This window comes from Aromatoleum anaerobium, assembly GCF_012910705.2.
GTDB lineage: Bacteria > Pseudomonadota > Gammaproteobacteria > Burkholderiales > Rhodocyclaceae > Aromatoleum > Aromatoleum anaerobium.
Map to the genome: position 1 here is coordinate 624,484 of NZ_WTVG02000039.1, position 21,201 is coordinate 645,684.

The 21,201-nt window shown below is 62.8% G+C and carries 23 protein-coding genes; 7 read left to right on the forward strand and 16 right to left on the reverse strand.

Annotated elements, in window-relative coordinates; all coding sequences use genetic code 11:
* Positions 1-92 precede the first annotated feature (92 nt).
* Positions 93-1,244, forward strand: a complete 1,152-nt coding sequence (locus GO606_RS15160) for an ISAs1 family transposase (protein WP_246979353.1) — start codon at positions 93-95, stop codon at positions 1,242-1,244.
* Here the strand turns inward: GO606_RS15160 and GO606_RS15165 are convergent.
* From GO606_RS15165 to GO606_RS15190, 7 genes are all read right to left on the reverse strand, one after another.
* Positions 1,230-2,192: a KAP family P-loop NTPase fold protein gene (locus tag GO606_RS15165; protein WP_169120344.1), complete on the reverse strand. Its 963-nt coding sequence runs from the start codon at positions 2,190-2,192 to the stop codon at positions 1,230-1,232. The genes GO606_RS15160 and GO606_RS15165 overlap by 15 nt on opposite strands.
* A 121-nt stretch (positions 2,193-2,313) precedes the next feature.
* Entirely contained in the window at positions 2,314-3,525 is a 1,212-nt protein-coding gene (locus tag GO606_RS15170) for an XRE family transcriptional regulator (protein WP_169120346.1), read from the reverse strand.
* Positions 3,522-4,169, reverse strand: coding sequence for an alpha/beta hydrolase (locus tag GO606_RS15175; RefSeq protein WP_169120348.1), 648 nt, complete (start codon positions 4,167-4,169; stop codon positions 3,522-3,524). The genes GO606_RS15170 and GO606_RS15175 overlap by 4 nt, the downstream gene beginning before the upstream one ends.
* Positions 4,170-4,353: 184 nt before the next feature.
* Complete coding sequence (locus GO606_RS15180; RefSeq protein ID WP_169120355.1) at positions 4,354-4,848, reverse strand: PD-(D/E)XK nuclease family protein; 495 nt, start codon at positions 4,846-4,848, stop codon at positions 4,354-4,356.
* A 47-nt stretch (positions 4,849-4,895) separates the two neighbouring features.
* Entirely contained in the window at positions 4,896-5,423 is a 528-nt protein-coding gene (locus GO606_RS22180; protein ID WP_425532215.1) for a CFI-box-CTERM domain-containing protein, read from the reverse strand.
* Positions 5,377-5,655 carry a hypothetical protein gene (locus GO606_RS15185; RefSeq protein WP_169120350.1) on the reverse strand — a complete coding sequence of 93 codons (279 nt, stop codon included), beginning with the start codon at positions 5,653-5,655 and terminating at the stop codon, positions 5,377-5,379. Before GO606_RS15185 ends, GO606_RS22180 begins: the two co-directional genes overlap by 47 nt.
* The gene (locus GO606_RS15190) at positions 5,652-6,695 is read right to left on the reverse strand and encodes a PRTRC system protein D (RefSeq protein ID WP_042330560.1); all 1,044 of its coding nucleotides are present in this window, start codon (positions 6,693-6,695) and stop codon (positions 5,652-5,654) included. The genes GO606_RS15185 and GO606_RS15190 overlap by 4 nt, the downstream gene beginning before the upstream one ends.
* Before the next feature lie 1,201 nt (positions 6,696-7,896).
* Here GO606_RS15190 and GO606_RS15195 point away from each other — a divergent pair.
* The 3 genes from GO606_RS15195 to GO606_RS15205 are packed head-to-tail and all read left to right on the forward strand — an operon-like array spanning position 7,897 to position 9,527.
* Complete coding sequence (locus GO606_RS15195; protein WP_246979623.1) at positions 7,897-8,637, forward strand: phage integrase N-terminal domain-containing protein; 741 nt, start codon at positions 7,897-7,899, stop codon at positions 8,635-8,637.
* Between the two features lie 21 nt (positions 8,638-8,658).
* Positions 8,659-9,099 carry a hypothetical protein gene (locus tag GO606_RS15200; protein WP_246979624.1) on the forward strand — a complete coding sequence of 147 codons (441 nt, stop codon included), beginning with the start codon at positions 8,659-8,661 and terminating at the stop codon, positions 9,097-9,099.
* A gap of 50 nt (positions 9,100-9,149) precedes the next feature.
* The gene (locus tag GO606_RS15205; protein WP_169120352.1) at positions 9,150-9,527 is read left to right on the forward strand and encodes a hypothetical protein; all 378 of its coding nucleotides are present in this window, start codon (positions 9,150-9,152) and stop codon (positions 9,525-9,527) included.
* A gap of 680 nt (positions 9,528-10,207) precedes the next feature.
* Here the strand turns inward: GO606_RS15205 and GO606_RS15210 are convergent.
* From GO606_RS15210 to GO606_RS15220, 3 genes are all read right to left on the reverse strand, one after another.
* The gene (locus tag GO606_RS15210) at positions 10,208-11,239 is read right to left on the reverse strand and encodes an FAD-dependent monooxygenase (protein WP_246979626.1); all 1,032 of its coding nucleotides are present in this window, start codon (positions 11,237-11,239) and stop codon (positions 10,208-10,210) included.
* The gene (locus tag GO606_RS15215; protein WP_169120843.1) at positions 11,236-13,431 is read right to left on the reverse strand and encodes an iron-containing redox enzyme family protein; all 2,196 of its coding nucleotides are present in this window, start codon (positions 13,429-13,431) and stop codon (positions 11,236-11,238) included. The genes GO606_RS15210 and GO606_RS15215 overlap by 4 nt, the downstream gene beginning before the upstream one ends.
* A gap of 106 nt (positions 13,432-13,537) precedes the next feature.
* Positions 13,538-13,852, reverse strand: coding sequence for a LexA family protein (locus GO606_RS15220; protein ID WP_246979211.1), 315 nt, complete (start codon positions 13,850-13,852; stop codon positions 13,538-13,540).
* Positions 13,853-13,884: 32 nt separating this feature from the next.
* On the opposite strand from GO606_RS15220, the gene GO606_RS15225 reads away from it, so the two are divergent.
* Positions 13,885-15,006, forward strand: coding sequence for an IS630-like element ISAzo9 family transposase (locus GO606_RS15225; protein ID WP_169120929.1), 1,122 nt, complete (start codon positions 13,885-13,887; stop codon positions 15,004-15,006).
* 84 nt (positions 15,007-15,090) lie between these two features.
* A complete protein-coding gene (locus GO606_RS15230; RefSeq protein WP_169200649.1) occupies positions 15,091-16,158 on the forward strand; it encodes an IS630 family transposase in 1,068 nt (355 codons plus the stop codon).
* Here the strand turns inward: GO606_RS15230 and GO606_RS21960 are convergent.
* From GO606_RS21960 to GO606_RS15250, 4 genes are all read right to left on the reverse strand, one after another.
* Positions 16,155-16,850 carry a LodA/GoxA family CTQ-dependent oxidase gene (locus tag GO606_RS21960; protein ID WP_169120837.1) on the reverse strand — a complete coding sequence of 232 codons (696 nt, stop codon included), beginning with the start codon at positions 16,848-16,850 and terminating at the stop codon, positions 16,155-16,157. The two genes, GO606_RS15230 and GO606_RS21960, sit on opposite strands and share 4 nt — an antisense overlap.
* The gene (locus tag GO606_RS15240; RefSeq protein WP_169120839.1) at positions 16,795-18,072 is read right to left on the reverse strand and encodes a LodA/GoxA family CTQ-dependent oxidase; all 1,278 of its coding nucleotides are present in this window, start codon (positions 18,070-18,072) and stop codon (positions 16,795-16,797) included. Before GO606_RS15240 ends, GO606_RS21960 begins: the two co-directional genes overlap by 56 nt.
* Positions 18,073-18,131: 59 nt before the next feature.
* A complete protein-coding gene (locus GO606_RS15245; RefSeq protein WP_169120841.1) occupies positions 18,132-18,302 on the reverse strand; it encodes a VOC family protein in 171 nt (56 codons plus the stop codon).
* A 220-nt stretch (positions 18,303-18,522) separates the two neighbouring features.
* Entirely contained in the window at positions 18,523-19,644 is a 1,122-nt protein-coding gene (locus GO606_RS15250; RefSeq protein ID WP_169120929.1) for an IS630-like element ISAzo9 family transposase, read from the reverse strand.
* A gap of 32 nt (positions 19,645-19,676) precedes the next feature.
* On the opposite strand from GO606_RS15250, the gene GO606_RS15255 reads away from it, so the two are divergent.
* Complete coding sequence (locus GO606_RS15255; protein WP_246979627.1) at positions 19,677-20,162, forward strand: LexA family protein; 486 nt, start codon at positions 19,677-19,679, stop codon at positions 20,160-20,162.
* Between the two features lie 112 nt (positions 20,163-20,274).
* Here the strand turns inward: GO606_RS15255 and GO606_RS15260 are convergent, their stop codons facing one another.
* Positions 20,275-20,799 (reverse strand): RES family NAD+ phosphorylase, encoded by a 525-nt coding sequence (locus GO606_RS15260; protein WP_169120905.1) that lies wholly within the window; start codon positions 20,797-20,799, stop codon positions 20,275-20,277.
* Entirely contained in the window at positions 20,796-21,200 is a 405-nt protein-coding gene (locus GO606_RS15265; protein WP_169120903.1) for an antitoxin Xre/MbcA/ParS toxin-binding domain-containing protein, read from the reverse strand. The genes GO606_RS15260 and GO606_RS15265 overlap by 4 nt, the downstream gene beginning before the upstream one ends.
* Position 21,201 lies beyond the last annotated feature (1 nt).

Consider the following 21,201-nt stretch of genomic DNA (forward strand, 5'->3'; position numbering starts at 1 on the left):
CCACTGAAAAAACCGTTAACAGTCAATGGATTACGCCGGGGCTGTTCACAGGATCTTGATTTGTGTAGTTTTCTGTCTTTTTGGGGTGACTCATGGAGACGGGAAATCGGGGAACTGGAAGCGAGAAGTTGTCGCTGGTGGAGGCGTTTTCTGGCCTTCCTGATCCGCGTGTGGCGGGACGGTCGAAACACGACTTGGTGGAGATACTGGTGATCACGGTCTGCGCCCTGGTGTGCGGGATCGACGACTTTGTCGGCGTTGAAGACTGGTCCAAGGAGCGCCTTGACTGGTTGCGGCGCTTCTTGAAGCTGGAGAACGGGATTCCGTCGCACGACACTATTGGCCGTCTGTTCGGGCTGCTGGACAAGAAAGCGCTGGAGGCAGGGTTCCGCCGCTGGGTCGGCGGCGTGCTGCCGGCGCTGGCCGAAGGCACGGTCGTGGCGATCGACGGCAAAGCGAGTCGGCGCAGTCGTCAGGCGGGCAAGCAGGCATTGCACATGGTCAGTGCGTTCGCCGCCGAGGCCGGATTGGTGTTGGGGCAGGAAGCCTGTGCCGAGAAGTCCAACGAACTGACCGCGATTCCCGTCCTGCTGGAAGCCCTGATGCTCAAGGGTGTCATCGTCACCATCGATGCCATGGGTACCCACGCCAACATCGCCCAATCGATTCGGGACAAGGAAGCCGATTACGTCCTGTCCGTGAAGGACAACCAGCCGACCCTGGCTGAATCGATCACGACCTTCTTCGAGATCGGCCAGTCCGAGGGCTGGAAAGCGACCAGGCACACCTACGTCGAGTCGGTCGAGAAGGATCACGGCCGTCTGGAAGTGCGCCGCTGCTGGGCCTTCGATCAACTGGCGTGTTTGGCCAATCCGCAGCAATGGCCGGACCTCATGATGTTCGGGGTGATTGAGGCAGAACGGACGATCAACGGCAAGACCAGCTGCGAGCGTCGCCTCTATATCGGCAGCATTGCCGCCGATGCCGCAACGCTGGCGAATGCGGTTCGCAGTCATTGGGGCATAGAAAATCGTGTTCATTGGTGCCTCGATGTCGCCTTGAACGACGACCAGATGCGTGCCCGCGTAAAGAACGCCGGCGCCAACCTCGCCATCATTCGTCGTCTTGTCCTCAATCTCTTTCGCCTCGACTCTTCTCGAAAAACCGGCATCCACACTCGACGCATCATCGCCGCCTCTTCCGACTCCTACCGCGAAACTATCTTGGGACTACAGGGGATTTGATGCGATTGCCCTGTTGTCAGTGATCTGCTTGCGCCGGCGAGCCAGATCGGTCAACAGCAGGACCAAGTAGGCCTTGACCTCGGTGGTGCCCAGGCGCGGCACCTGCAACGGGACCTGGATCAGTTTGTCAAAGTAGCTGGTGACCAGTTCGTTGCTGATGTCCGCGTCCTTGAAATGCGAGCGTACGGCGCTGCGGATCATCCCCTCGTCGGCGGCAATGATGAAAGCGGTGCGCTCGACATGGAGCAGCAATCGCATCGCCTCTAGCGTGTCGATCGCCGTGTCTGGGAGGCAACGGTCCAGGTCGTCGACGAGCACCACAAGGGTGGCGTCCAGTTCTTTCAGAAGCTCCGCGAAGGCGCCACGCAGTGCCTCAATTTCCTTGGGCAGGGACTGCCCGCTCTTTTCCTTGAGCAGGCCGGCAAATTCGGGCTGCAGTTCACCGTAGGCTGTTTTGATTTTCTCGATGTCTGCCTCAGCGACCGTGCCAGCTTGCACCATTCCGCTGACAGCACCAACGAGCGCCCCAAGAGGTCCGCCAAGGGTTCCACCCATCAGCGCCTGGACTCCGATGGGCGCGAGCATTCGGCCCACGCGCAGCAACTTGATGCGTTTGACGAACCGCCAGGCTTTCTCAACGGCAGTCTTACGCGACTCCGCAACGGCGACCAACTGGTCTGCTACGGCGTCCAGCAGCGCTTGGCGAGCGTCGTCATAACCCTGATAGAGCCAAGCATTGAATTCCAGGAAGATGTACTTCTCGTCACCAGCGCTGGCCTTAAGCTCGGCACCGATCATCTTCACCAGCGACGATTTGCCAGTGCCCCAGTTCCCGGAAACGCCGATGGTCAGCGGCTCGCCGCCAGCGTCCTGGATCAGCTGAGCGGCAGCCTTCGCCACATGGGAGAAATTCAGCAGGTCAGTTTTGGCCTCGACGTCGTTCCACATCCGCGATGTCTCCTTTCTTCTTGCTGTGGATGTCCATCGCGCCCAGCACAGCTACGGCTGCAATCTAGTGGACTCTTCACTCTCTGAAATAACCATTGGAGGGCCAACACGATTTCGCGCATCACCGCTTGGGCGTAAATCGAAATGGCACGACGGTGTTGCCGTCCGCTGCCGCCGACTCCGTTGAACTGCCGGATACCGGCCGCAATCGTGCCAGTTGCACGACCTTGGTCTTGCCTTGGAAGTAGCCTTCAGACAAGCCGGCCAGCATTTCTATGTCATGCGCAACCAGCCCAATATGGCGTGGGATCGAATCGAGCGGCATCACGTTCTCTTCCACCAGCAAGTCGATCGTGCGGCGCAATAGGCGTGGACGCTCCGGCGGCCTGTCATCATCGCCTGGCTCCGACTTGGCTCCCCAACGCGCGGAGCGCCGCTTGAACAGCGACTGCGCACCTTCCTCGTCCAAGATCTTCAAGGCGCGCAGCCGCATCACGATCGCGGCCACGGAAACACCCCAACGCCGCTTCAGCAACAGCAGGTCATCCAGCGTCACGGGCGTGCGCACTTCGTTGGCGAATGTCTCTGCTGGCAACAAGAATGCACCCGCGAAACGATGCGCCTGCTGCTCCAACTGCTTGTGGCGGTCGCGCTCGGTTGGCCGGGGAATGTGCCGATGCAGGATCAGGTGGCCGAGTTCATGCGCCAAGTCGAAACGGCTTCGGTAGCCGTTGTCCTTATCAGCCGAGAGCAGAACGAGCGGACGCCCCAGTCCCTCACTCCATGCTGACAGTCCTTCGATCTGGGAAATGCCGGTTTCCTCGCGGATCAGGATCACCCCAGCGCCTTCGATCGCCAACGCCAAGTCCTGCACCGCTGTGCGGCCTATGCGCCAGAGATCACGGCATTCGCTCGCGGCCAGTTCAATCTCATCCGGCGTGATCTCATCCGGCTCCCTGAACTGCCTGGTCGGCAATTTCAGCGCCGGATAGTCCACGAACTCCGACAATGCGAGAGCAACATCCTGAGCCCACTCCATGCGAGCTTCCAACATCGCACGCGCGGCGACATGCGCCGAGGCGTTGCTGCGGAACAGCGGTAGCGACACCCTGGCCGAAGGCGACCGGGTGAACCACTCCGGCATAACGTTGACCACGCTGGCAAGACGCTCCAGGGTGTCACGCTCCGGAGCTTGATTGCCCGAGCGCCATTTACTGACCGTCGCGGGCGAGACACCAACCAGCGCGGCGAGTTGCGCCTGACTCAAGCGCCGGGCAGCAAGAATCTGGCTGAGGCGCTCGCTCTCGAAACCCTGAATGCCCCCACGGCTCATGGCGCAGTACCGTCGTTACCCTGCTTCTTGTACTTCTTGAGCTTGGGCTTGGCCAAGTCGTCCTGCACCGCCGGCTCTTGCTCGTAGCGCTGCAAGAACGCGTTCACCGGCTCCCTGAACAGCCATCCCCGCATGTCACGGTCCGGAACTGCAATCTGGATCGACACAGGCGACTCCGGCTGAATGTGCAGCGAGCCAGAGAAGCACGCCACAAAGAACGCCACCGCGTCGGAAGGCGTCGTGTACTGATCGAACAACTCGGGTTGCACCAATGGCTCGATGGCCTTGTTGGCAAACGACATCTGCCGGCGGGTGTGGCTGCGGCGACCGTTGATCCAGAAACCCTCCGGGATGTTGAACCGGGCCAGGGTAAACACGCCCGAACGGCCGCTGACGATGCCATTACCGCGAATCGCCGTTGGCGACGCATCTCCCATCGCCAACGCACGATGAAATGACTCATTCATGTGAAAATGCCGCAGTTGACCGACCACATGGGGCAGATGACCTTCGTCCATCCCCTTAGCGGCGGCATGCGCGCGTTGCGCACCGACCCCCAAGGCTTCGTCTACGGCCATCACCAGCCCGCGCGGGATGCTGCGCAGCAGAAGATCAGGGATTGAATCTGTCGGTGGAAGAGGCATGGGAGGCTCCGATTCGAGTTTCGCTTAAGTGGATTCTATATCAAAAATATTTCGTTTAGAAGCCAAATGATGCATCTTGGTTGCGCCACGTAGAGAAGGGGAAGTTTGCTGCTTCGCCCGTATTCACTGCGCAGTCCGAATATCGATTTGGCGGACGCCTGATTACGTCAAGTCCCGAGCTTCCTCAAAGATGGGGATGGTCGCATTGCGCGCGGAACGCGCACGTAAGGCATGCCTTACGAGATGGGGACCAGCGCGGCAGAATGCGGCCTGCGAGAATGCCTTCCCGCCGCCCCACCAAGGCGACCACTTGCTCGTCAGTCATCAATTGAACGCGGTGCATGATCGGTAAGGCTCCCCTGGCAGGCGCCTTCACCATCACATACGCGTAGGAGGCCACTGGCTGCCCTGTTTGTCCCATCACCGCCATCCTCTGCGCCGACAACTGGATAACATCCGACAGGCACGGCTGGTTGCTCCAGCGAGTCTTGAACTCCACCAACACGAGCAGACCGGAGGGCATCCGATATGCCCGGTCAAGTTTCGCCACCAGCCCGACGGGCGTGGAAATCCGGAACAGCCTTTCTATGTAGACCAACTCGGCATCCCGCAGCGCTGCCGGTCGGGAGGCCCGCTCAGCCCGTGCGGCATGGGTCTCAAGTGATCGCCACCGCGCCATGACCAGCGCGAAGCCTACGACTGCAACGGCGCAAACGACGCCCCACGCTAGCGCCGACACTTGCCGCCCCCACGCAAGCCTGACCACCACCGAAGCCCCGTCGCTATCGCACCCAAGACCATGCGCACCGGAACTTGCAACGGGGGCCACCGGCGCAGGACGACGCAGATGCCGGGTGCCCCCCGATAGTAGAGGCGGATCACCCGGCGTCCCCAAGCGCTGGGTCGCAGTGCATCGTCCCTGAACCGGCGCAGGACCTCCGTCTGCCAAGCCTCGCCGAACACGCAGGTGGCGATGAAACAGCGCCCCTTCCGGGCGGCCTGCGCGGAAGCCGCCAAACCTTCCCTATAGAAGTGCTCATGCTCGACCAGCCCGCGTGCCCGGGCTCGCTGCTGCCTGGCCGTACGACGGGTTCCATGGAGATGCTCGAACACCACCAGCCGTTCGCAGCGGCCCATCTGTGCCAGGTCCGAAGCACTGACCATCCGGCCGCTCACCGGCCGGCGCGATCGCTTGCCCATGGCCGGCTCACGCGTCGATCGCGGGCGCGAAGAGGTCGTTGGTGATGTCGCCATTGCCCTCCTGCGCGCTACTTGCGGAAGGCAGATGAGGCGAGCCACGTCCCGTCTCGGCGAAGACACCGCTCTGCGCCAGCAATCCATCGTAAGCCAGCACGCGCAGGCGATTGACCCGCTTGGTACCCTTGTGAAACTGGATCAATTCGTCATACAGACGTGGATGGTCGGCCCGCGCCAGTTCGAAGACGAGACGAATGGGCTTGGGATCCTTCACATGATCGGTGCTCATTCAATTTCTCCCGACACGCCTTGGGCACGCTCCTTCCCGGTGGCTGCCATTGAACTGCGCGCGTAGTTCTGCCCGGCCAGCTGAAAACCCCGCACATTGGCGAACATCGGTTCCTTCACCTCGTGGATGCGGTGCTTCGGGAACGCTGCCTTGACCGCCTTGCGGAACAGGAACGCCCCACCGCCGACCAGGATGATGTTCTGCAGGCTGTGCGGTGCCTCGATCCACTCCTTCATCGTCGACACGGCCTGCTCGGCGACGGTCTCGGCCAGGGGCAGCAGGCGCTTCATGTCGTACGGTTTCTGGAAGATCATCGGCTGCTTGCCGGTGCGCAGCGCCAGGTCGATGGCGTCGTAGTCCCGGTACGGCGAGCCGATATCCTTGGTGATCTCGGCCGCCAACAAGCGCAGCACGTCCGACATACCGCGGTTGAATGAGTAACTCTGCTTCTGCACGAGGCGCATGCCTCGGGCCACCAGCCAGTCGAAGGTACGCGAACCCGGATCGATGATCAGGCTCTGCTCGTTGCCGATGATCGCCATTTTCTGGTGCTCGGAGGCGAAGTGCGCCAGCGCCCCTTGCGGCTGAGCGACGGCCATGGCCTTGCCGACCGTCACGACCTTGCCGCCGCCGATGCCGTGCCGGCCGGTCATGGCCTTCTCCAGCGCCGCTTTCTTGACCGCGAAGAGCGCCACCGGCAGCCCCACCACGAGGAGGTCGATGTGGCTCACCTTCATCATGGAGAGCGCTCCCCTGAGCAACGCCATGTACTCGGGCGTCTCGGTGTATTCATCATGCAGTTGTTTGGCGCGGAAGGTATCAGCGGCGAGGCTCACGTCCGGCCCGACCTCATAGAACAGCGGGCCGATGGGGATGCACACCGTTTTCTTGCGCTCACTCGCCGGCCACGACGGTGAGTCGTCGCTCGACGGATAGGCAACGGACGGAAAGCTGGCGCAGCGGATGTCGGTACCGGCCGCGGCCGTGACGAATTTGGTGTTGCCGGATCCGACATCCACCGCTCTGACGATCAATTCCATAGCAAGACTCCGAGGTTGGTTTCAGGTCGATCAGCATCGACAGGGCGACCTGATCCCGCCACACGGAATCCCCACTCAAAGAGGCCGATTTCGGCATCGGGCTCGGCCCGCTGTCAGCGAACCGGCGATCCACGGACATCTCGCTGACACTTGAAAGCGTCATCCCCCGGCGGGGCGGTGTGTGTGTCACTACGCTCTCATTCAAATGGCGGGCATCAACCCCATGCGCGGCGGTTGCCGTCGGAGCGGTTCGCGCGCGAGCACCTCCCTGAACTGTCCCGCTCAGGACCAGAGGCAGAGATTTCCCCCGTCAAGCCCGCCCGCCGCATCGTTGCCCGCAACTTTGCGACAATAAATGCGCCTTACCGCAATCTCCCGGGCGCGCAAGTACCACCCGCAATCCTCCGCAAATCGCCGCGCTTTCGAGCCGCCCCCTTGACCGCCCTACCCGCTTGGCGTCAACTATGGTTTCCCGAGGGCCATCCTGGCCCCGCTCCATCGCGGAGCAAAAGGCGTCGCAGTCGTTACCTGCCCTTGAAGCGCCGGTCTCGAACCGGCAATGCGGTCGCCCTTGAGGCGACCGTCCCGAGGTCTTTCTCGTAGTGCAAGTCGCCGTGGCTTGGCCAGCGTTCATCGCTGGGCGCTCCCTGAAGCGCACCACGGCCAACAGAGCACCCGCCCGGCACCCGATGCCGCGCCCTGTTCCCGCCATCCTTTGAGCACGCGTTTCACGCAGCGCGCGGTCGTGTTTGCCCTCTTGGGCTCCCCGCGCGCCTTCGCTCACATACTCGACACTGCCCTGGACTTTCGGTCAGGGGCGGACCCATGCGGGTGGATGGCGCTACGACTCCAGAACCGATCCACCAGATGGCGCGAGGCCCGACCTCGCCGCCGATGCCCAAGCCACGCCCCAGAGGCCGGCCGGCATCACCACCCCCATGGCTGCAGAAATGCACGGATGGGCCGGATCAACCCGTTTCGTTTTTAAGACCGACCGAGTTGGCGAGCGCAGACGCGCTGGCCGACGAACCCACTGGGTAGGTGCCGCGACGCCGTGGTCGCGCGCGGTACCGAAGTCTTTGACCACTGACCGGCGCGGGCAACGGAATCCGTCCTGCCGGGAGTTGCCCTGGATTCCACTTTCATCGCCAACATCGGCTTGCCGTTCGGGCGGAGGGCCTTCGATCCGGGAGTCATCACCATGTCGGACGCAATCCCCAGCAACACCGTTCGCCGTAGCTCTTGCCGCCGGCTGCAGGACCCTGCCAGCCCGGGGCGTTCGAGCCAGCAGCAACCCGTTCGCCCGCAGGGTTGGTCGGGCAAGACGCCCCAGGAAATCCTCGCCCGCTACCAGCCAGGCAAGGCGCCGCCACTCAAGGTGCTGGAGGTCCTGATCAAACTCTTCAACACCCAGCACACGGCGCTGGAGAAGACCGTCTCACACAAGACGCGGCAGGAGCGTGCGCAATTCCTGCGCCGCTTCTTCCGCGACCTGAAGCAGAAGGCGGGCTTCAAGACGGTGCCGGACCCCCGCAACCTCGGGCAGAAGCACATCCACGCCATGGTGCAGGTCTGGCAGCAGGAGCATCTGGCGCCGGCGACGATCCAGACCTACCTGAGCTTCCTGCGGGGGCTGGCGATGTGGATGGGCAAGCACGGCTTCGTGCGCAAGCCGGGCCACTACGGCTTGAGCCTGGAGGAGTACCAGCGCCACGAGTCCGCCCAGCGCGACAAGAGCTGGACGGCCCAAGGGATCGGTGTGGAGGCGGTGATCGCCGAAGTGTGCAGGTTCGACCGCCGTGTCGGCGCGTCGCTGCAGCTGATGTCGACCATGGGGCTGCGGCGCAAGGAGTCGGTGCAGTTCCGACCGTTCCTGCACGTCATGCCGTTCAGCGAGACCGGCCTACCGGCGCACCAGCAGCAGGCGGATCGGTATGCATAGGTCAAGGGCAAGGGCGGCCGTGTGCGCTGGATTCCCCTGGACAACCCGGCCCAGTTGGCGGCGCTGGAGTTTGCCCAAGGCGTGGTCGACAGTCGCGACGCCCACATGGGGTATCCGCATCGGGACCTGAAGCGCAACCTGCGGCGGCTGGATTACGTCCTAGAGAAATTCGGCATCACCCTGCGCCAGCGGGGTGCGACCAGTCACGGTTTGCGCCACGGGGTTCTGAACGATGCCTATGAGGACGTCGCCGGTGTGCCGTCACCGGTCCGGGGTGGTGGGCCGGTATCCCTGGAACTGGATCGGGCGGCGCGGCTGGCGGTGTCGCAGTTGGCGGGGCATGCACGCGCAAGAGCCGCAAGTGCCTATTGTGGAAAGTCGGTTGTCATGCGCAGTGAAGCACCCGGCAATCCACCACCGCGCGCGCACGGCCCCGGCATCGACGATTCGCCCACGACCTGACTGCAACCCGGTCAACGCCTGGCCCCATGGCATCATTTGAAGGAGCCAACATGAACGAAATCGATAGACGTAGTCCTTACTGTCTGAGCCCCGGCATCGATGTGCCGACACGCGACGAATTGCTGTCGTTGTTATCGCGCAGCACGCTGCGCGGCTTCTATGTGGACCGAGCTGGGGATCGAGCGCCAGCTCGGCGCGGCGAAGCACAGCAGAACGAGGCAGCCGTCGACGGCACAGGCTGGCACCGTGTATCCGGCGAGGCCGACGAGCAGGGTGCACAGGGCTGCCACGCGGATCGCGATGCGTGGCCTGGCAGCCCTGGCTGTCGCGTGTTGAGTGGTGAAGCTGTTCATGAGAGTCCTGACCTGGACGAAGCGGGATGGGCTTCATGCCAAGGCGCTTCACAACGCGCCGTGTCAAAACTCTAGGTTCCCGATGCCTTGCTTCACGCGATGACTTCGGACGAAGAATCATCGGAGTGCGTGAGGGTGCGGTGCAGATCCACGCGAGGCGATCACCACGGAAGGGCTGGGAGCACGGACTGGCGGCGCGGGGATCCCCACCTCTTGCGGGCGGCGAAAGTGGCTTGTGATCATCCAGTCCGAATCGCGCTGGTTGGCCTCGCGGCCGGCTCGTCCCCGAACGTCGAATGGGGTCACTGTGACCGATAGTCGTTCGGTTCTGGCTGGGCTTCACCCGACCGGCCAGGAAGGAACTCACGGCTCAACGAGGTCGGGCGTCTGTTGGTCGATCTGACACCGGTCATGCGTCCGATGAAGCTGTCGGGCAGAGCGCGACCCCCCCGAGGCGGTAGTCCAACAGCTTTGATTGATCGCCGCAGAGCGGACATTCGACCGCCGGCATCGGCAGTTGGGTGTCTCGGCGGAAGGTCCCGTTTCGCGAGCTTCAATCTCAACTCGATGATGAGAGCCCGCGGCGTGTTCGGAACGTACTAGATTCACAATACACTCGGCAAGATCGTCAGCTATGTCGGCCTCGCGCCGGTGTTGACTCGATCGAGGGGCTGCATATTGCTCCCAACTCATTGCGGCGATCTACATACAGTCGGTTGGGAGCGCGTGCGCCCGGGCCGTCCCGCACCGGCGGCTCAGCTATGCCCGGACCCGTAGTACGCGTTGCGCTCGGCGACGTAACGTCTGAAGGAACTCTGGGCCTGCTCCCTGTAGCTGGCGAGCACCGAACGGTCGCCGCCGACCGCCGCAGCGATTGCCTGCGCGGCAGCATCTCCCTGCTGCAAGGCTGTTGCGACGCCCCGCGAGGCCAGTGGGTCGAATGTCTGCAGCGCATCACCGCAAGCCAGCCAGCGATCGGCGCAGGACTGATCCAGCGCAGAGGTCGAGCAATTGAAGGGCTCAACCTCGGACGCCGCCCACGCCTGCGTGTCGGTCATCATCCCCTGTATCTCCGCCGGTACGCGCGACATCACACTCGCCGCAGTCACATGCTCGCCAAGCTTGCGCCCGGCAGTGAAGAACGCGCAGGTACCCTGCCCCGCTTCATCGCATGCCCAGAACACCCAGCCGTCGGCGATGCTCATGGTGGCAACGAAGCAAGCGAATTCTGGCAGAGCCGGCCCGCGGATAAAGAATGCGACGAGGTGATCCAGAGTTGAGCGCCTGGCGCCGACCTGGCGGGCCAGAAGCGCAGGCCGACCGCTAGCGTCGATGGCGTAGCTGCATGCCATCTCGTGAACATGGTTGTCATGGACGAACGTCACCTGCAAACCAGATCCGTTCTGCATTGCCGCTGTGAGCCGGTCGATTTCGACAACGTCAGCACCGCTGTCCACCGCGGCCTCCCGCAGCACGCCCACCAGAGATGTTTTGCCAAGCATCACCGGGTTCGGCACGCCTGGAATGCGGGCCCGAATCTCCATCCTCGAATCGCCCCAGCGCGACTGACGTTCGCGCACCTCGGGAAAGCGCCGAGCCAGATCGCTTCGCTGAAGCCCCAGCCCCAGCAGAGCCCCGACCCCGCCCACGCTCAGCATCTCGGGAAATTCAGGTCTGGCCTTTCGGGCTGGCGCAAGCACGGTGACAGCCATACCTTGACGGGCACATCGCAGGGCTGCAGCGAATGCCGCGATCCCTGCGCCGACAATAGCGACACGATGCTTCAATGCACCGCGCCCAGTCCGTGGGTATGCATGAACAGATCGGGCCCGAGGGGTTTCAGGGGCGGCGCCATCTGTTCTTTAGGCACCTGCTGAACTTCGCCGGGGATGGGACATCCTGCACGAACCCATTCGATGATGATCTGCCTGCCGATTCGATTGTTGATCGTCGGGAAGCGGCGATCCAGTGCCTTGCCCATCCCATTCGTCCCGCGCAGCATGTCGGCGACCAGCGGGCTCGCTTCGGCGTTGCCGGGAACGACCCATCCAGAGTCCGGCGCTCTGAGCGCCTTCATAAGGCACTTGATGTCGTCGGCTGCGAACAGTTCGGCGATAGTGTTGCGCTTGCCCCCAGGGGCTTGGGCCTTGAACCGCGAGTGCGCCCCCACGCCTTCAGCAACGGACTTCATTTCGATGAGCAACGCCTCCATCGCCTGTGCCTTGTCGAAGTACCGCTTCACACGAGGCGTATCGCCGTCCCTGCCGAGCCATTCAATCCAGGAACGCCACACAGCCAGGTCTGCCGCGTCGAAGATCTGATACATCGGACCCTCAAATGTGGTCAGGTGCTTGAGGAACATGCTTTGCTCCGGATCGCCGGGAACGATCCACTTGGAGCTGGCGAGCATTCGCTGAAAGAGGCCGGGCTCGTCAAAGAGATCGTTGATCCTGTGTTGGCCCAGCCGATGCTGGAAGTGGTTCAGCGCGCCGTAGTTGGCTTTTCGGGTCATGACTTCAGCCAACCGCTCGTCCGGATTGGCGGGCCTGCGCCGAGAGACGGCAACGTCGTCGCCAAAGCCCATACTATCCACCGACTCAAACGCGACGAAGCCTCGCCATATCCGGGCCCAGTGCTCATCCACCGCTGCATTGCCACCTTCGTTGCGAATTCGGTCCAGATAGGTGATGACGGCATCCCTTGCCTTCGCGCCGTGCCCATTTGTGGCGTTGTCGATGCCGACATGCATCTGCCAGAAGTGCGTGTCGAGGCCAAGGTAGTCGTTGAGCTTGATCCCCCGCGCCAGACTCAGTACCTCCCATTCCAGATACAGCGTCATGCCCAGCAGTTCGGGAAAGAACTGGTTGGTGTGCTGGGATATTGCGAGCTGAAACACCGGACTGATGTACGACGATTCGTGAATCTTCGGATCGTCCGCGTAGGCCCGCGTGTTGAGCGCGTGCATATGCACGCCATGGCTGGCCAGTAGGCTGGTATAGAGGTTGCCGTGATGCAGCAGCGGGTTGCCGTTGCCGATCTCATCGCTCCAAATCTCGAACAGCAGCGCCCGTACGTCATCGCCTGGCCCTGCCGCCGAGATGTTTCTCAGCCAGGCCCCGTCGCATTGATTGAAAGGAGCATTGTCCATCATCCCTCTGACAAGATCGGCCAGGTTCCTGTTGCGCGCCGCGTAGTAGATGTCGTAGTTCTGCGCGCGGGAGCGATGAATCTCGTAGATCTCTTCGAGCTTGGCCCTGAAGGTCGCCTGGTTGTATGGAACGAATGACTCAGGATGCAATGGGTTCTCGACCGCCGTCGTATCAATGACCGACTTGGCATAGGCCAGGACTTCATCGGCGATACGAATCGCTTGCGGCATGAAGTCCTGGTGCTCCTGGATGTTCAGGAGGTAGTAGAAGCTGTCTCGGTAGCTGCGGCCATCGAATTTGTCGCGTTCGGTCTCGACGTGTACCGCCACCGAGCGTCCGTTCGCAAGCGGCAACTCGCGCTTGACTACGAAGCCCAGGTGCTTCCACTGCTGCACCATGCCATTGTCTCCATTCGTGGAGGCATGTTGCAGATAGGCCCCGTCCATCATCGACTCGCGCAGTTCGACCATCCTGTACTCGCCGTACACAGCGCTGCCCAGCGGGACATCTTCGACGTGCTCCGTGTCAAGCTTGCTGACGGTATAGCGGTCATCGCTTAGCAGTTCACGGAAGGCGAGCGCAGTGCGCTTGTCGTTCTTGGGGCCGCCGTCAAACGGATGGTCGACGACGCACTCTCGGAGGTAGTCGAGCAGGTCCTTGACCATGGCGTCCCTGTACATCTTGCCAATGGCGGCCAAGCTTGCAGCGATAGCGTCGTCGTCCAGGCGCGACGCGTCGCGCCAGCATTGCCGCAGGTCAAGCAGGCAGCAGATATTGAAGCGTTTGACCAACGCTGCGTGCTCGCTCTTGATGTTCTCGATATCCAGCACTGTGTCCGGGTCTAGCAACCGCGGCTGAAAGTACCGTCCTGCATAGCGGTCGCAGCCCTCCTGAAGCAGGTAACGCTGTCTCCAAGGACTGGCGCCGGCCTGCCGACTAGTACCTCTGCACACAGAATTTGACAGGTTGATGGTCGGGCGAGCGCAGGAGGGGCAGGGCTTCGGGCGGGGCGAGGAGTCGGATGCTGCGTGCGACTCCAGGCTGTCGGCTGAGGAGTCCCAGGCGCTCGAGCGTGAGCACCATCTGATGCACCGAGGGTGGCGTGATGTGGAAGTAGCGTTGCAAGTCGGCTTCGGCCGGCGGCCGGCCGAGCACCTGAGTGTACGCATAGATGAAGGCGAGGTACTGCCCTTGCACCGGTGTGAAGCGCGGTGACGAAGGGGTGAGTTCCGCGTCGGAGTTCTGGCTCATTTGTTGTCTCTCCAGATTTTGGAGGGGCCGCGATGAATGTACGCTACCGGGTCGAATTGAGCCAAGCCGAACGCGACGAATTGAGGATGCTGCTGGGCGGCGGCAAGGCAGCGGTGCGCAAGGTGAAACGCGCGCAGATCCTGCTGGCGGCCGATGCCGGAGCCGGCGACGAGGAGATTGCCACGAACGTCGGAGTGGGCAGCTCGACGGTCTATCGGACCAAACGCCGCTTCGTGCTGGGCAGCATCGAAGCGGCGCTCAGCGACGAGCCGCGCCCCGGGGCGGAGCGCAAGCTCACCGGCAAGGAAGAGGCGCTGCTGGTCGCCACGGCATGCACCAAGCCGCCAACGGGGCGGTCGCGCTGGACGCTCGAATTGCTGGCGGGGGAGATAGTCAAGCTCACCGAGCACGCGAGCCTGTCACGCGAGACGGTGCGCCGCCGCCTGGCGGAGAACGAGCTCAAGCCTTGGCGCCAGAAGATGTGGTGCATCCCGCAGGTCGACGGTCACTACGTTGCCCGGATGGAGGACGTGCTCGACCTCTACGCTGAAGTCCCCGATCCCGAGCGCCCGGTGGTCTGCTTCGATGAAAGTCCCACCCAGCTCATCGGCGAGGCGCGCCAGCCCATCCCGGCGATGCCCGGACAGCTCGAGCGCTACGACTACGAGTATCGCCGCAACGGGACCGCCAACCTGTTCGTCTTCCTCGACGCGCACCGGTCCTGGCGCCGGGTCAAGGTAACCGAGCAGCGCACCGCGCGCGACTTCGCCGAATGCATGCGCGAACTGGTCGACTGCCACTATCCGCAGGCCGAGCGTATCCGTGTCGTCCTCGACAACCTGTCGACCCATACGCCCGGCGCGCTCTATGAAGCCTTCCCGGCGCCCGAAGCTCATCGGTTGCTGCATCGTCTGGAATTCCATTACACCCCCAAGCACGCCAGCTGGCTCAACATGGTCGAGATCGAAATCGGGGTGCTGCGCAGCCAGTGCCTCGACCGGCGCATCGGCGACCGCGACCGACTCGTCAGCGAAATTGCAGCTTGGGAGCAGCAGCGCAACGCCATCGGCGCTCGCATCCACTGGATGTTCACCACCGACCGCGCCCGGAGCAAACTGGCCCGCGCTTACCCGCACCCAGCCAAACAGTCATAACCTCTGTGCAGAGGTACTAGTGTTTAGTTGCGTTAATACAAGATAGTATTATGATACCCACTTCGCTTGACACAAGGGGGTCTCATGGCGCGAGTGGCGGTTGAGTTGTCGTGTCCGGCAGAAGTGATGTCGGAGCTTGAGCGTCTGTCTCGAAGTCGGAGCGGCGAGGTTCGCCTGGTCGAGCGTGCGCGCATCGTTCTGGCGTGCCTGCATGGCAAGCGCAATGACGAGGTTGCCAGCGAGCTCGGTGTTCGACCGAATACGGTCGGGCTGTGGCGCCGACGCTTTGCCGAGCAAGGTATCGCAGGGCTTCGCGACGCGCCCCGGCCCGGCAAGCCCGCCAAGTACGGTGTCGAGTTGCGCGACCGAATCTTGGCACAGCTCGAATTGCCGCCACCGGCCGGCATGGCGAGCTGGGATGGGGGCTCGCTGGCCAAGGCGCTGAGCGTGTCCGATCACGCGGTGTGGCGCATCCTGCGCAAGGAAGGCATCCAGTTGCAGCGCCACCGTTCGTGGTGCGTCAGCACGGACCCGGAGTTTGCCGCCAAAGCGGCCGACATAATCGGGCTGTACTTGAACCCGCCCGAGAACGCCCTGGTGATCAGCGTCGACGAGAAGCCCTCGATTCAAGCCCTCGAGCGGGCGCGCGGCTACGTGCAGACCAGCAGTGGCAAGGTCGTCCAGGGAATGAAGAGCACCTACAAGCGGCACGGCACCGTCAATTTGTTCGCCGCATTGGAGGTCGCCACCGGCGTCATCCGAGGCAAGACGACGCAGACTAAAAAGCGCGCCGACTTCCAGGCCTTCATGGACGAGGTCGTTGCCGACCAGCCCGTCGACCGGCAGATCCACGTCATCCTGGACAACTTGAACACCCACAAGAAGAACGAGGACTGGCTCGCCGCACATCCGAACGTCACCTTTCACTTCACGCCTACCAGTGCGAGCTGGCTCAACCAAGTCGAAATCTGGTTCGGCATCTTCCAGCGAAAGACGCTGAACAACGCGAGCTTCCGAAGCGTCGAGCAACTCATTGAGGCCATCCATGCCTTCACTGCCGCCTACAACGAAAACGCAGCGCCATTCGTCTGGCGCAAACGAGAGGTTCGCGGGTCACAGCTTCGTAATACTATTGTTAACTTACGCAATTAAACACTAGCTGCACCCGCCAGGAATCCCAACCAGGTGTTGGCCAGGCGTTCAGCATATTCCCCGAAAGTCTCGCCCTTCTTGATCTCCGGCAGGACTTGCTCCATGAGGAAGGTACCACTCGCTCGCGGCACCGCGTCTCCGACACCTCTCGCCCAGGGCTGCCTCTCGCCAAGGGCGCGCTCGAACGTACCCGCCAACGCGTCTTCATCGAACTCGTCGAAGATTTTCTTGAAGCTGTCCTCGTGGACCACGTCATCAGGGCGCTGCGCTGGCCACCATGCATCCTTGCACTCGTAGAAGTCCGCTTGCCATGGACATGCCATGTACTTCGTCACGTCGCCCGGTTCAAGGACGTTGTGATCAAACCGGAACGCCTCGGCGTATAGCTTCGGGTCCCTCACGATGGCGGTGACTTCGATCCCGGGGAAGAAGGCGCCGCCGCAGGCTCGGTCCAGGAGCGCCCTCGTGAGCACAGATGGATGGATCGAACCGTCCTCGAGCAAGTGCGGCTCAACCTTGGCCGTTTGGCTCTGCCCCCAGCCTTTGTCCTTCTGGAGCCATGCCTTCATCCTCGCGTACTGAAGATAGGTCAATGACAGCCAAGAATGGACTTGTCCGGACACCCTCGTGCCTTCGTCACCGGAAAGCGGGGGCATGAAAAAAGTCGTTGCTGCATCGACGGCCTTTTCCATCTCTGGATCGGGCGGTACAACGCCGGCCGCGTGTGTATACCGGGGGCCGCAGCGCATTGGTCAGCTGCTCGCGCAGCGCACCATCCCGCGCTTTCATCGCCTTCTTGAACCCGTCGAAATTCGTGCTGTTCCCGTTGAGCCCATCGCCGGGCCGGCCCTGACCGTGGCCACGAAGGCCCAGCTTGCTGACCCACCGATACCCCGCGCTGCGCTCGATGATCGGCCAGATATCGCGATGCAGGTCCAAGTCCGCCACTGTGTGAACCGGTGGTGTGGTGGAGTTGCAGAGTGCGGGGAGATCGTGCGCAACTTCTTCCATCACGTCGTAGAGCGTCACGACGTTTGTGCTGTCCGGGGCAAAATCAGGCGGCGCCACCACGACCCAGCTGCCGCCGACAACCTCGATCCTTTTCGTGGGCTTGCCGTCTGCATCCACCAAGGCCACTTCCGCCTTGACGGGACCGTCGGCGGTGTCATCGAACCAGTTGTTGTTGTTGGCGTAGTGCGTTATCCAGGCGTAGGTGGGGTCATCCATCAGCTTGCCCTGCGCGTCCACGGGCGCCGAAACGCCGTGGCCACCCAAGACGATGAGTCTGCCCTCTTTGTCGGTGGCGATCTCGCCCAGGTAGACGTCATGGTGGCGCTGGAACTTACCGACGAACTGGAGCTCTCTTTCCCCGGTCTTGTGACGCAGGCTCGCGCCGCTGACGCTGCGCTCGGGTGCGATGATCTCCAACTGCTCTTTGCGGACTTTGTCGGCAACGAAGCGGTGCCCGTGAGGACCCTTCGCTTCGCGGCAGAGCTCCCCCACGTCAACGTTGCGCCAGACCAGGGGGTCGCCACTAATGTTGACCGGGTTTTCGAGCCCTTCGAATGCGCTTCGCGCGCTCTGGGCGCCATCAAACTCGAACCAGGCTGCCTTCTTGTTCGCAAGCGCGACCGTCCACCTGATCTGCGCCTGCTTTGAGAGCAGTTCACCCAGGGGCTTGCCATCGGCGTCGAAGGCGTAGATGTGAAATAGAGCCGCCTGCCTTCGAATGGCGCCTTTGCCATCGCGGTACTTGAACTCGGCATCCGCCGATCCACCACTGGCAGGGCGCGGCTTGCCGTCGGGGGTTTCCGGCGCAAAGAAGTAGCCCTCCGGCTCGACGCTATCGCCCACCCTTGCGATACCCAGGGGAGGAAAGATCTTGCAGAACGCAATCTTGTCCAAGTCGATCACCGCCCTCTCCGTTCTTGTCACTGGTCAAAGGAACAGCGGTGCACGGCAATCAGCCGCCTCTACTTTGGTGTGGCTCCCGCCTTGCCGTGATAGGTGGTCAGATCGACCTGATGGCCGTCCGGGTCGTTCTTGAAGATGGAGTACGCGATGCCGGTGTCTTCGATCGCGCCCAGCTTGACGCCGGCCGCGCGCAACTGGTCGAGGGCGGCTTGGAACCTGTCACCGCTCACACCGAACGCGTAGTGCCGAAACAAGTAGCTTCTTGTACATCCTCAGCCCTCCTTAGATAGTCGTAGACGTCAATGATGGACGAGCTTTTCGGACCGTACATTCCTGGCCGAGACTTGCCGATGCCCCCGCAAGTGCTTCGCAGCAAACCGCATGCCACGCACGCAAAATCAATGGCTTGCCGCAGAATGGCCTGACGTTACTACTACCTCTGCACAGAGGTTATGACTGTTTGGCTGGGTGCGGGTAAGCGCGGGCCAGTTTGCTCCGGGCGCGGTCGGTGGTGAACATCCAGTGGATGCGAGCGCCGATGGCGTTGCGCTGCTGCTCCCAAGCTGCAATTTCGCTGACGAGTCGGTCGCGGTCGCCGATGCGCCGGTCGAGGCACTGGCTGCGCAGCACCCCGATTTCGATCTCGACCATGTTGAGCCAGCTGGCGTGCTTGGGGGTGTAATGGAATTCCAGACGATGCAGCAACCGATGAGCTTCGGGCGCCGGGAAGGCTTCATAGAGCGCGCCGGGCGTATGGGTCGACAGGTTGTCGAGGACGACACGGATACGCTCGGCCTGCGGATAGTGGCAGTCGACCAGTTCGCGCATGCATTCGGCGAAGTCGCGCGCGGTGCGCTGCTCGGTTACCTTGACCCGGCGCCAGGACCGGTGCGCGTCGAGGAAGACGAACAGGTTGGCGGTCCCGTTGCGGCGATACTCGTAGTCGTAGCGCTCGAGCTGTCCGGGCATCGCCGGGATGGGCTGGCGCGCCTCGCCGATGAGCTGGGTGGGACTTTCATCGAAGCAGACCACCGGGCGCTCGGGATCGGGGACTTCAGCGTAGAGGTCGAGCACGTCCTCCATCCGGGCAACGTAGTGACCGTCGACCTGCGGGATGCACCACATCTTCTGGCGCCAAGGCTTGAGCTCGTTCTCCGCCAGGCGGCGGCGCACCGTCTCGCGTGACAGGCTCGCGTGCTCGGTGAGCTTGACTATCTCCCCCGCCAGCAATTCGAGCGTCCAGCGCGACCGCCCCGTTGGCGGCTTGGTGCATGCCGTGGCGACCAGCAGCGCCTCTTCCTTGCCGGTGAGCTTGCGCTCCGCCCCGGGGCGCGGCTCGTCGCTGAGCGCCGCTTCGATGCTGCCCAGCACGAAGCGGCGTTTGGTCCGATAGACCGTCGAGCTGCCCACTCCGACGTTCGTGGCAATCTCCTCGTCGCCGGCTCCGGCATCGGCCGCCAGCAGGATCTGCGCGCGTTTCACCTTGCGCACCGCTGCCTTGCCGCCGCCCAGCAGCATCCTCAATTCGTCGCGTTCGGCTTGGCTCAATTCGACCCGGTAGCGTACATTCATCGCGGCCCCTCCAAAATCTGGAGAGACAACAAATGAGCCAGAACTCCGACGCGGAACTCACCCCTTCGTCACCGCGCTTCACACCGGTGCAAGGGCAGTACCTCGCCTTCATCTATGCGTACACTCAGGTGCTCGGCCGGCCGCCGGCCGAAGCCGACTTGCAACGCTACTTCCACATCACGCCACCCTCGGTGCATCAGATGGTGCTCACGCTCGAGCGCCTGGGACTCCTCAGCCGACAGCCTGGAGTCGCACGCAGCATCCGACTCCTCGCCCCGCCCGAAGCCCTGCCCCTCCTGCGCTCGCCCGACCATCAACCTGTCAAATTCTGTGTGCAGAGGTACTACATGATTTGTAAAATTATTCGACAGGCCAGCCGCGACTGCCAGGCCTGGCGGCGTCTGCCCGTCTCCATCGCTTCCTCCTCTCGCCCGAACGCCCCATGGCGCCCCGGGAAAGCGGTCCGGTTCGTTCAAGGCATGCATGGCCGTGTCGTTTCTGGCCCAAGTCCGCATTGACTCGCTCTGTGGCCACCGGTCCCCCCGAGGCATCCTGCCGCGGGCGGGTTCGGTCGTGCCGCCACGGGCGTCGGACAAGCGTTCTACCGGCGTGCAAAGCGATGCCTGACGATTACCTTGCCCAGGAGTCCTGGTTTTGCGGCAAGGACTGGCCGGGATCGTAGACCTGGAGCGAATCCGTCGCCGTCAGCGCATTGACGAACAGGACCAGATTGGTGCCGCCCACCCTCGCCTGCGAGGGGAAAAGAATCCCTTTGCCGCCCGCCGCGATCACCGTGTCCCCGACGATCCAACTCGGCGGCTCGATACGCTGGTTGAACCACAACGCTCGCCAGTCGCAGTAGAAGTCCTCCCAGATCGGTGGCCACACCGAGGCATCGTAGCCGGCGGTGAAGTCCGCCGCCGGCTCGACCGTCAGCTGATAACTGGTCAGGGTTCCCGGCGGGAGCAGGCTCGACACCTGCTGGTATTCCCGCACCGCCGTTTCGGTGTCGAGGGCCAGATAGAGCGCCTCGACTCCCGGCCGGTTGGCTCGCCCGCCGTGTTTGGCCGCCCCGGCGCCGCTCGTCGGCGCAACCGCCCACTTCGGCACATGCAGGCGATAGGCGGTGACGCCAGCCAGCCGGATCAGCTTCATCCCGCCGCGCCCGCTTCGAGGGACTCCACGTAGCGCAGCACATCCTCGGCCCGCCCTTCCGACACCAGTTGCTCAGCCGTCTTGTAATTGAACGGCGGCAGGGGTTCGTTGCGATACCAGAAGATGGCCCGGCCGACATCGCCGGTCAGGTCGTTGGCGGCACGCAGCACGCGCAGGGCCTCGCGCATGAAGCGCTGCACGCTCTCCGAGGCGGGCGCCCGGCTCAAGGTGTTGCGGTGAACATGGGCCTGCCCGGCAAGTGTCTGGAGGTCAATGCTCAACACATCGCTGAACCGCTTCGGCGACAGCACTGCCGGCCCGGCTTCCTGGTCACGCAGGAAATCCAGGAAGCCTTCGAAGCCGTGGGTCAAGGCAGGGGCATAGGCAGTGGTCATTGGCATG

Bases quoted from the DNA above. Each gene is read 5' to 3' on its own strand.
- GO606_RS15170 (WP_169120346.1), bottom strand. From the start codon at position 3,525: ATGAGCCGTGGGGGCATTCAGGGTTTCGAGAGCGAGCGCCTCAGCCAG.
- GO606_RS15175 (WP_169120348.1), bottom strand. From the start codon at position 4,169: ATGCCTCTTCCACCGACAGATTCAATCCCTGATCTTCTGCTGCGCAGC.
- GO606_RS15165 (WP_169120344.1), bottom strand. From the start codon at position 2,192: ATGTGGAACGACGTCGAGGCCAAAACTGACCTGCTGAATTTCTCCCAT.
- GO606_RS21960 (WP_169120837.1), bottom strand. From the start codon at position 16,850: ATGGAAAAGGCCGTCGATGCAGCAACGACTTTTTTCATGCCCCCGCTT.
- GO606_RS15265 (WP_169120903.1), bottom strand. From the start codon at position 21,200: ATGCCAATGACCACTGCCTATGCCCCTGCCTTGACCCACGGCTTCGAA.
- GO606_RS15185 (WP_169120350.1), bottom strand. From the start codon at position 5,655: ATGAGCACCGATCATGTGAAGGATCCCAAGCCCATTCGTCTCGTCTTC.
- GO606_RS15205 (WP_169120352.1), top strand. From the start codon at position 9,150: ATGAACGAAATCGATAGACGTAGTCCTTACTGTCTGAGCCCCGGCATC.
- GO606_RS15225 (WP_169120929.1), top strand. From the start codon at position 13,885: ATGAATGTACGCTACCGGGTCGAATTGAGCCAAGCCGAACGCGACGAA.
- GO606_RS22180 (WP_425532215.1), bottom strand. From the start codon at position 5,423: ATGGCGACATCACCAACGACCTCTTCGCGCCCGCGATCGACGCGTGAG.
- GO606_RS15255 (WP_246979627.1), top strand. From the start codon at position 19,677: ATGAGCCAGAACTCCGACGCGGAACTCACCCCTTCGTCACCGCGCTTC.
- GO606_RS15260 (WP_169120905.1), bottom strand. From the start codon at position 20,799: ATGAAGCTGATCCGGCTGGCTGGCGTCACCGCCTATCGCCTGCATGTG.
- GO606_RS15250 (WP_169120929.1), bottom strand. From the start codon at position 19,644: ATGAATGTACGCTACCGGGTCGAATTGAGCCAAGCCGAACGCGACGAA.
- GO606_RS15190 (WP_042330560.1), bottom strand. From the start codon at position 6,695: ATGGAATTGATCGTCAGAGCGGTGGATGTCGGATCCGGCAACACCAAA.
- GO606_RS15220 (WP_246979211.1), bottom strand. From the start codon at position 13,852: ATGAGCCAGAACTCCGACGCGGAACTCACCCCTTCGTCACCGCGCTTC.
- GO606_RS15160 (WP_246979353.1), top strand. From the start codon at position 93: ATGGAGACGGGAAATCGGGGAACTGGAAGCGAGAAGTTGTCGCTGGTG.
- GO606_RS15195 (WP_246979623.1), top strand. From the start codon at position 7,897: ATGTCGGACGCAATCCCCAGCAACACCGTTCGCCGTAGCTCTTGCCGC.
- GO606_RS15230 (WP_169200649.1), top strand. From the start codon at position 15,091: ATGGCGCGAGTGGCGGTTGAGTTGTCGTGTCCGGCAGAAGTGATGTCG.
- GO606_RS15180 (WP_169120355.1), bottom strand. From the start codon at position 4,848: ATGGCGCGGTGGCGATCACTTGAGACCCATGCCGCACGGGCTGAGCGG.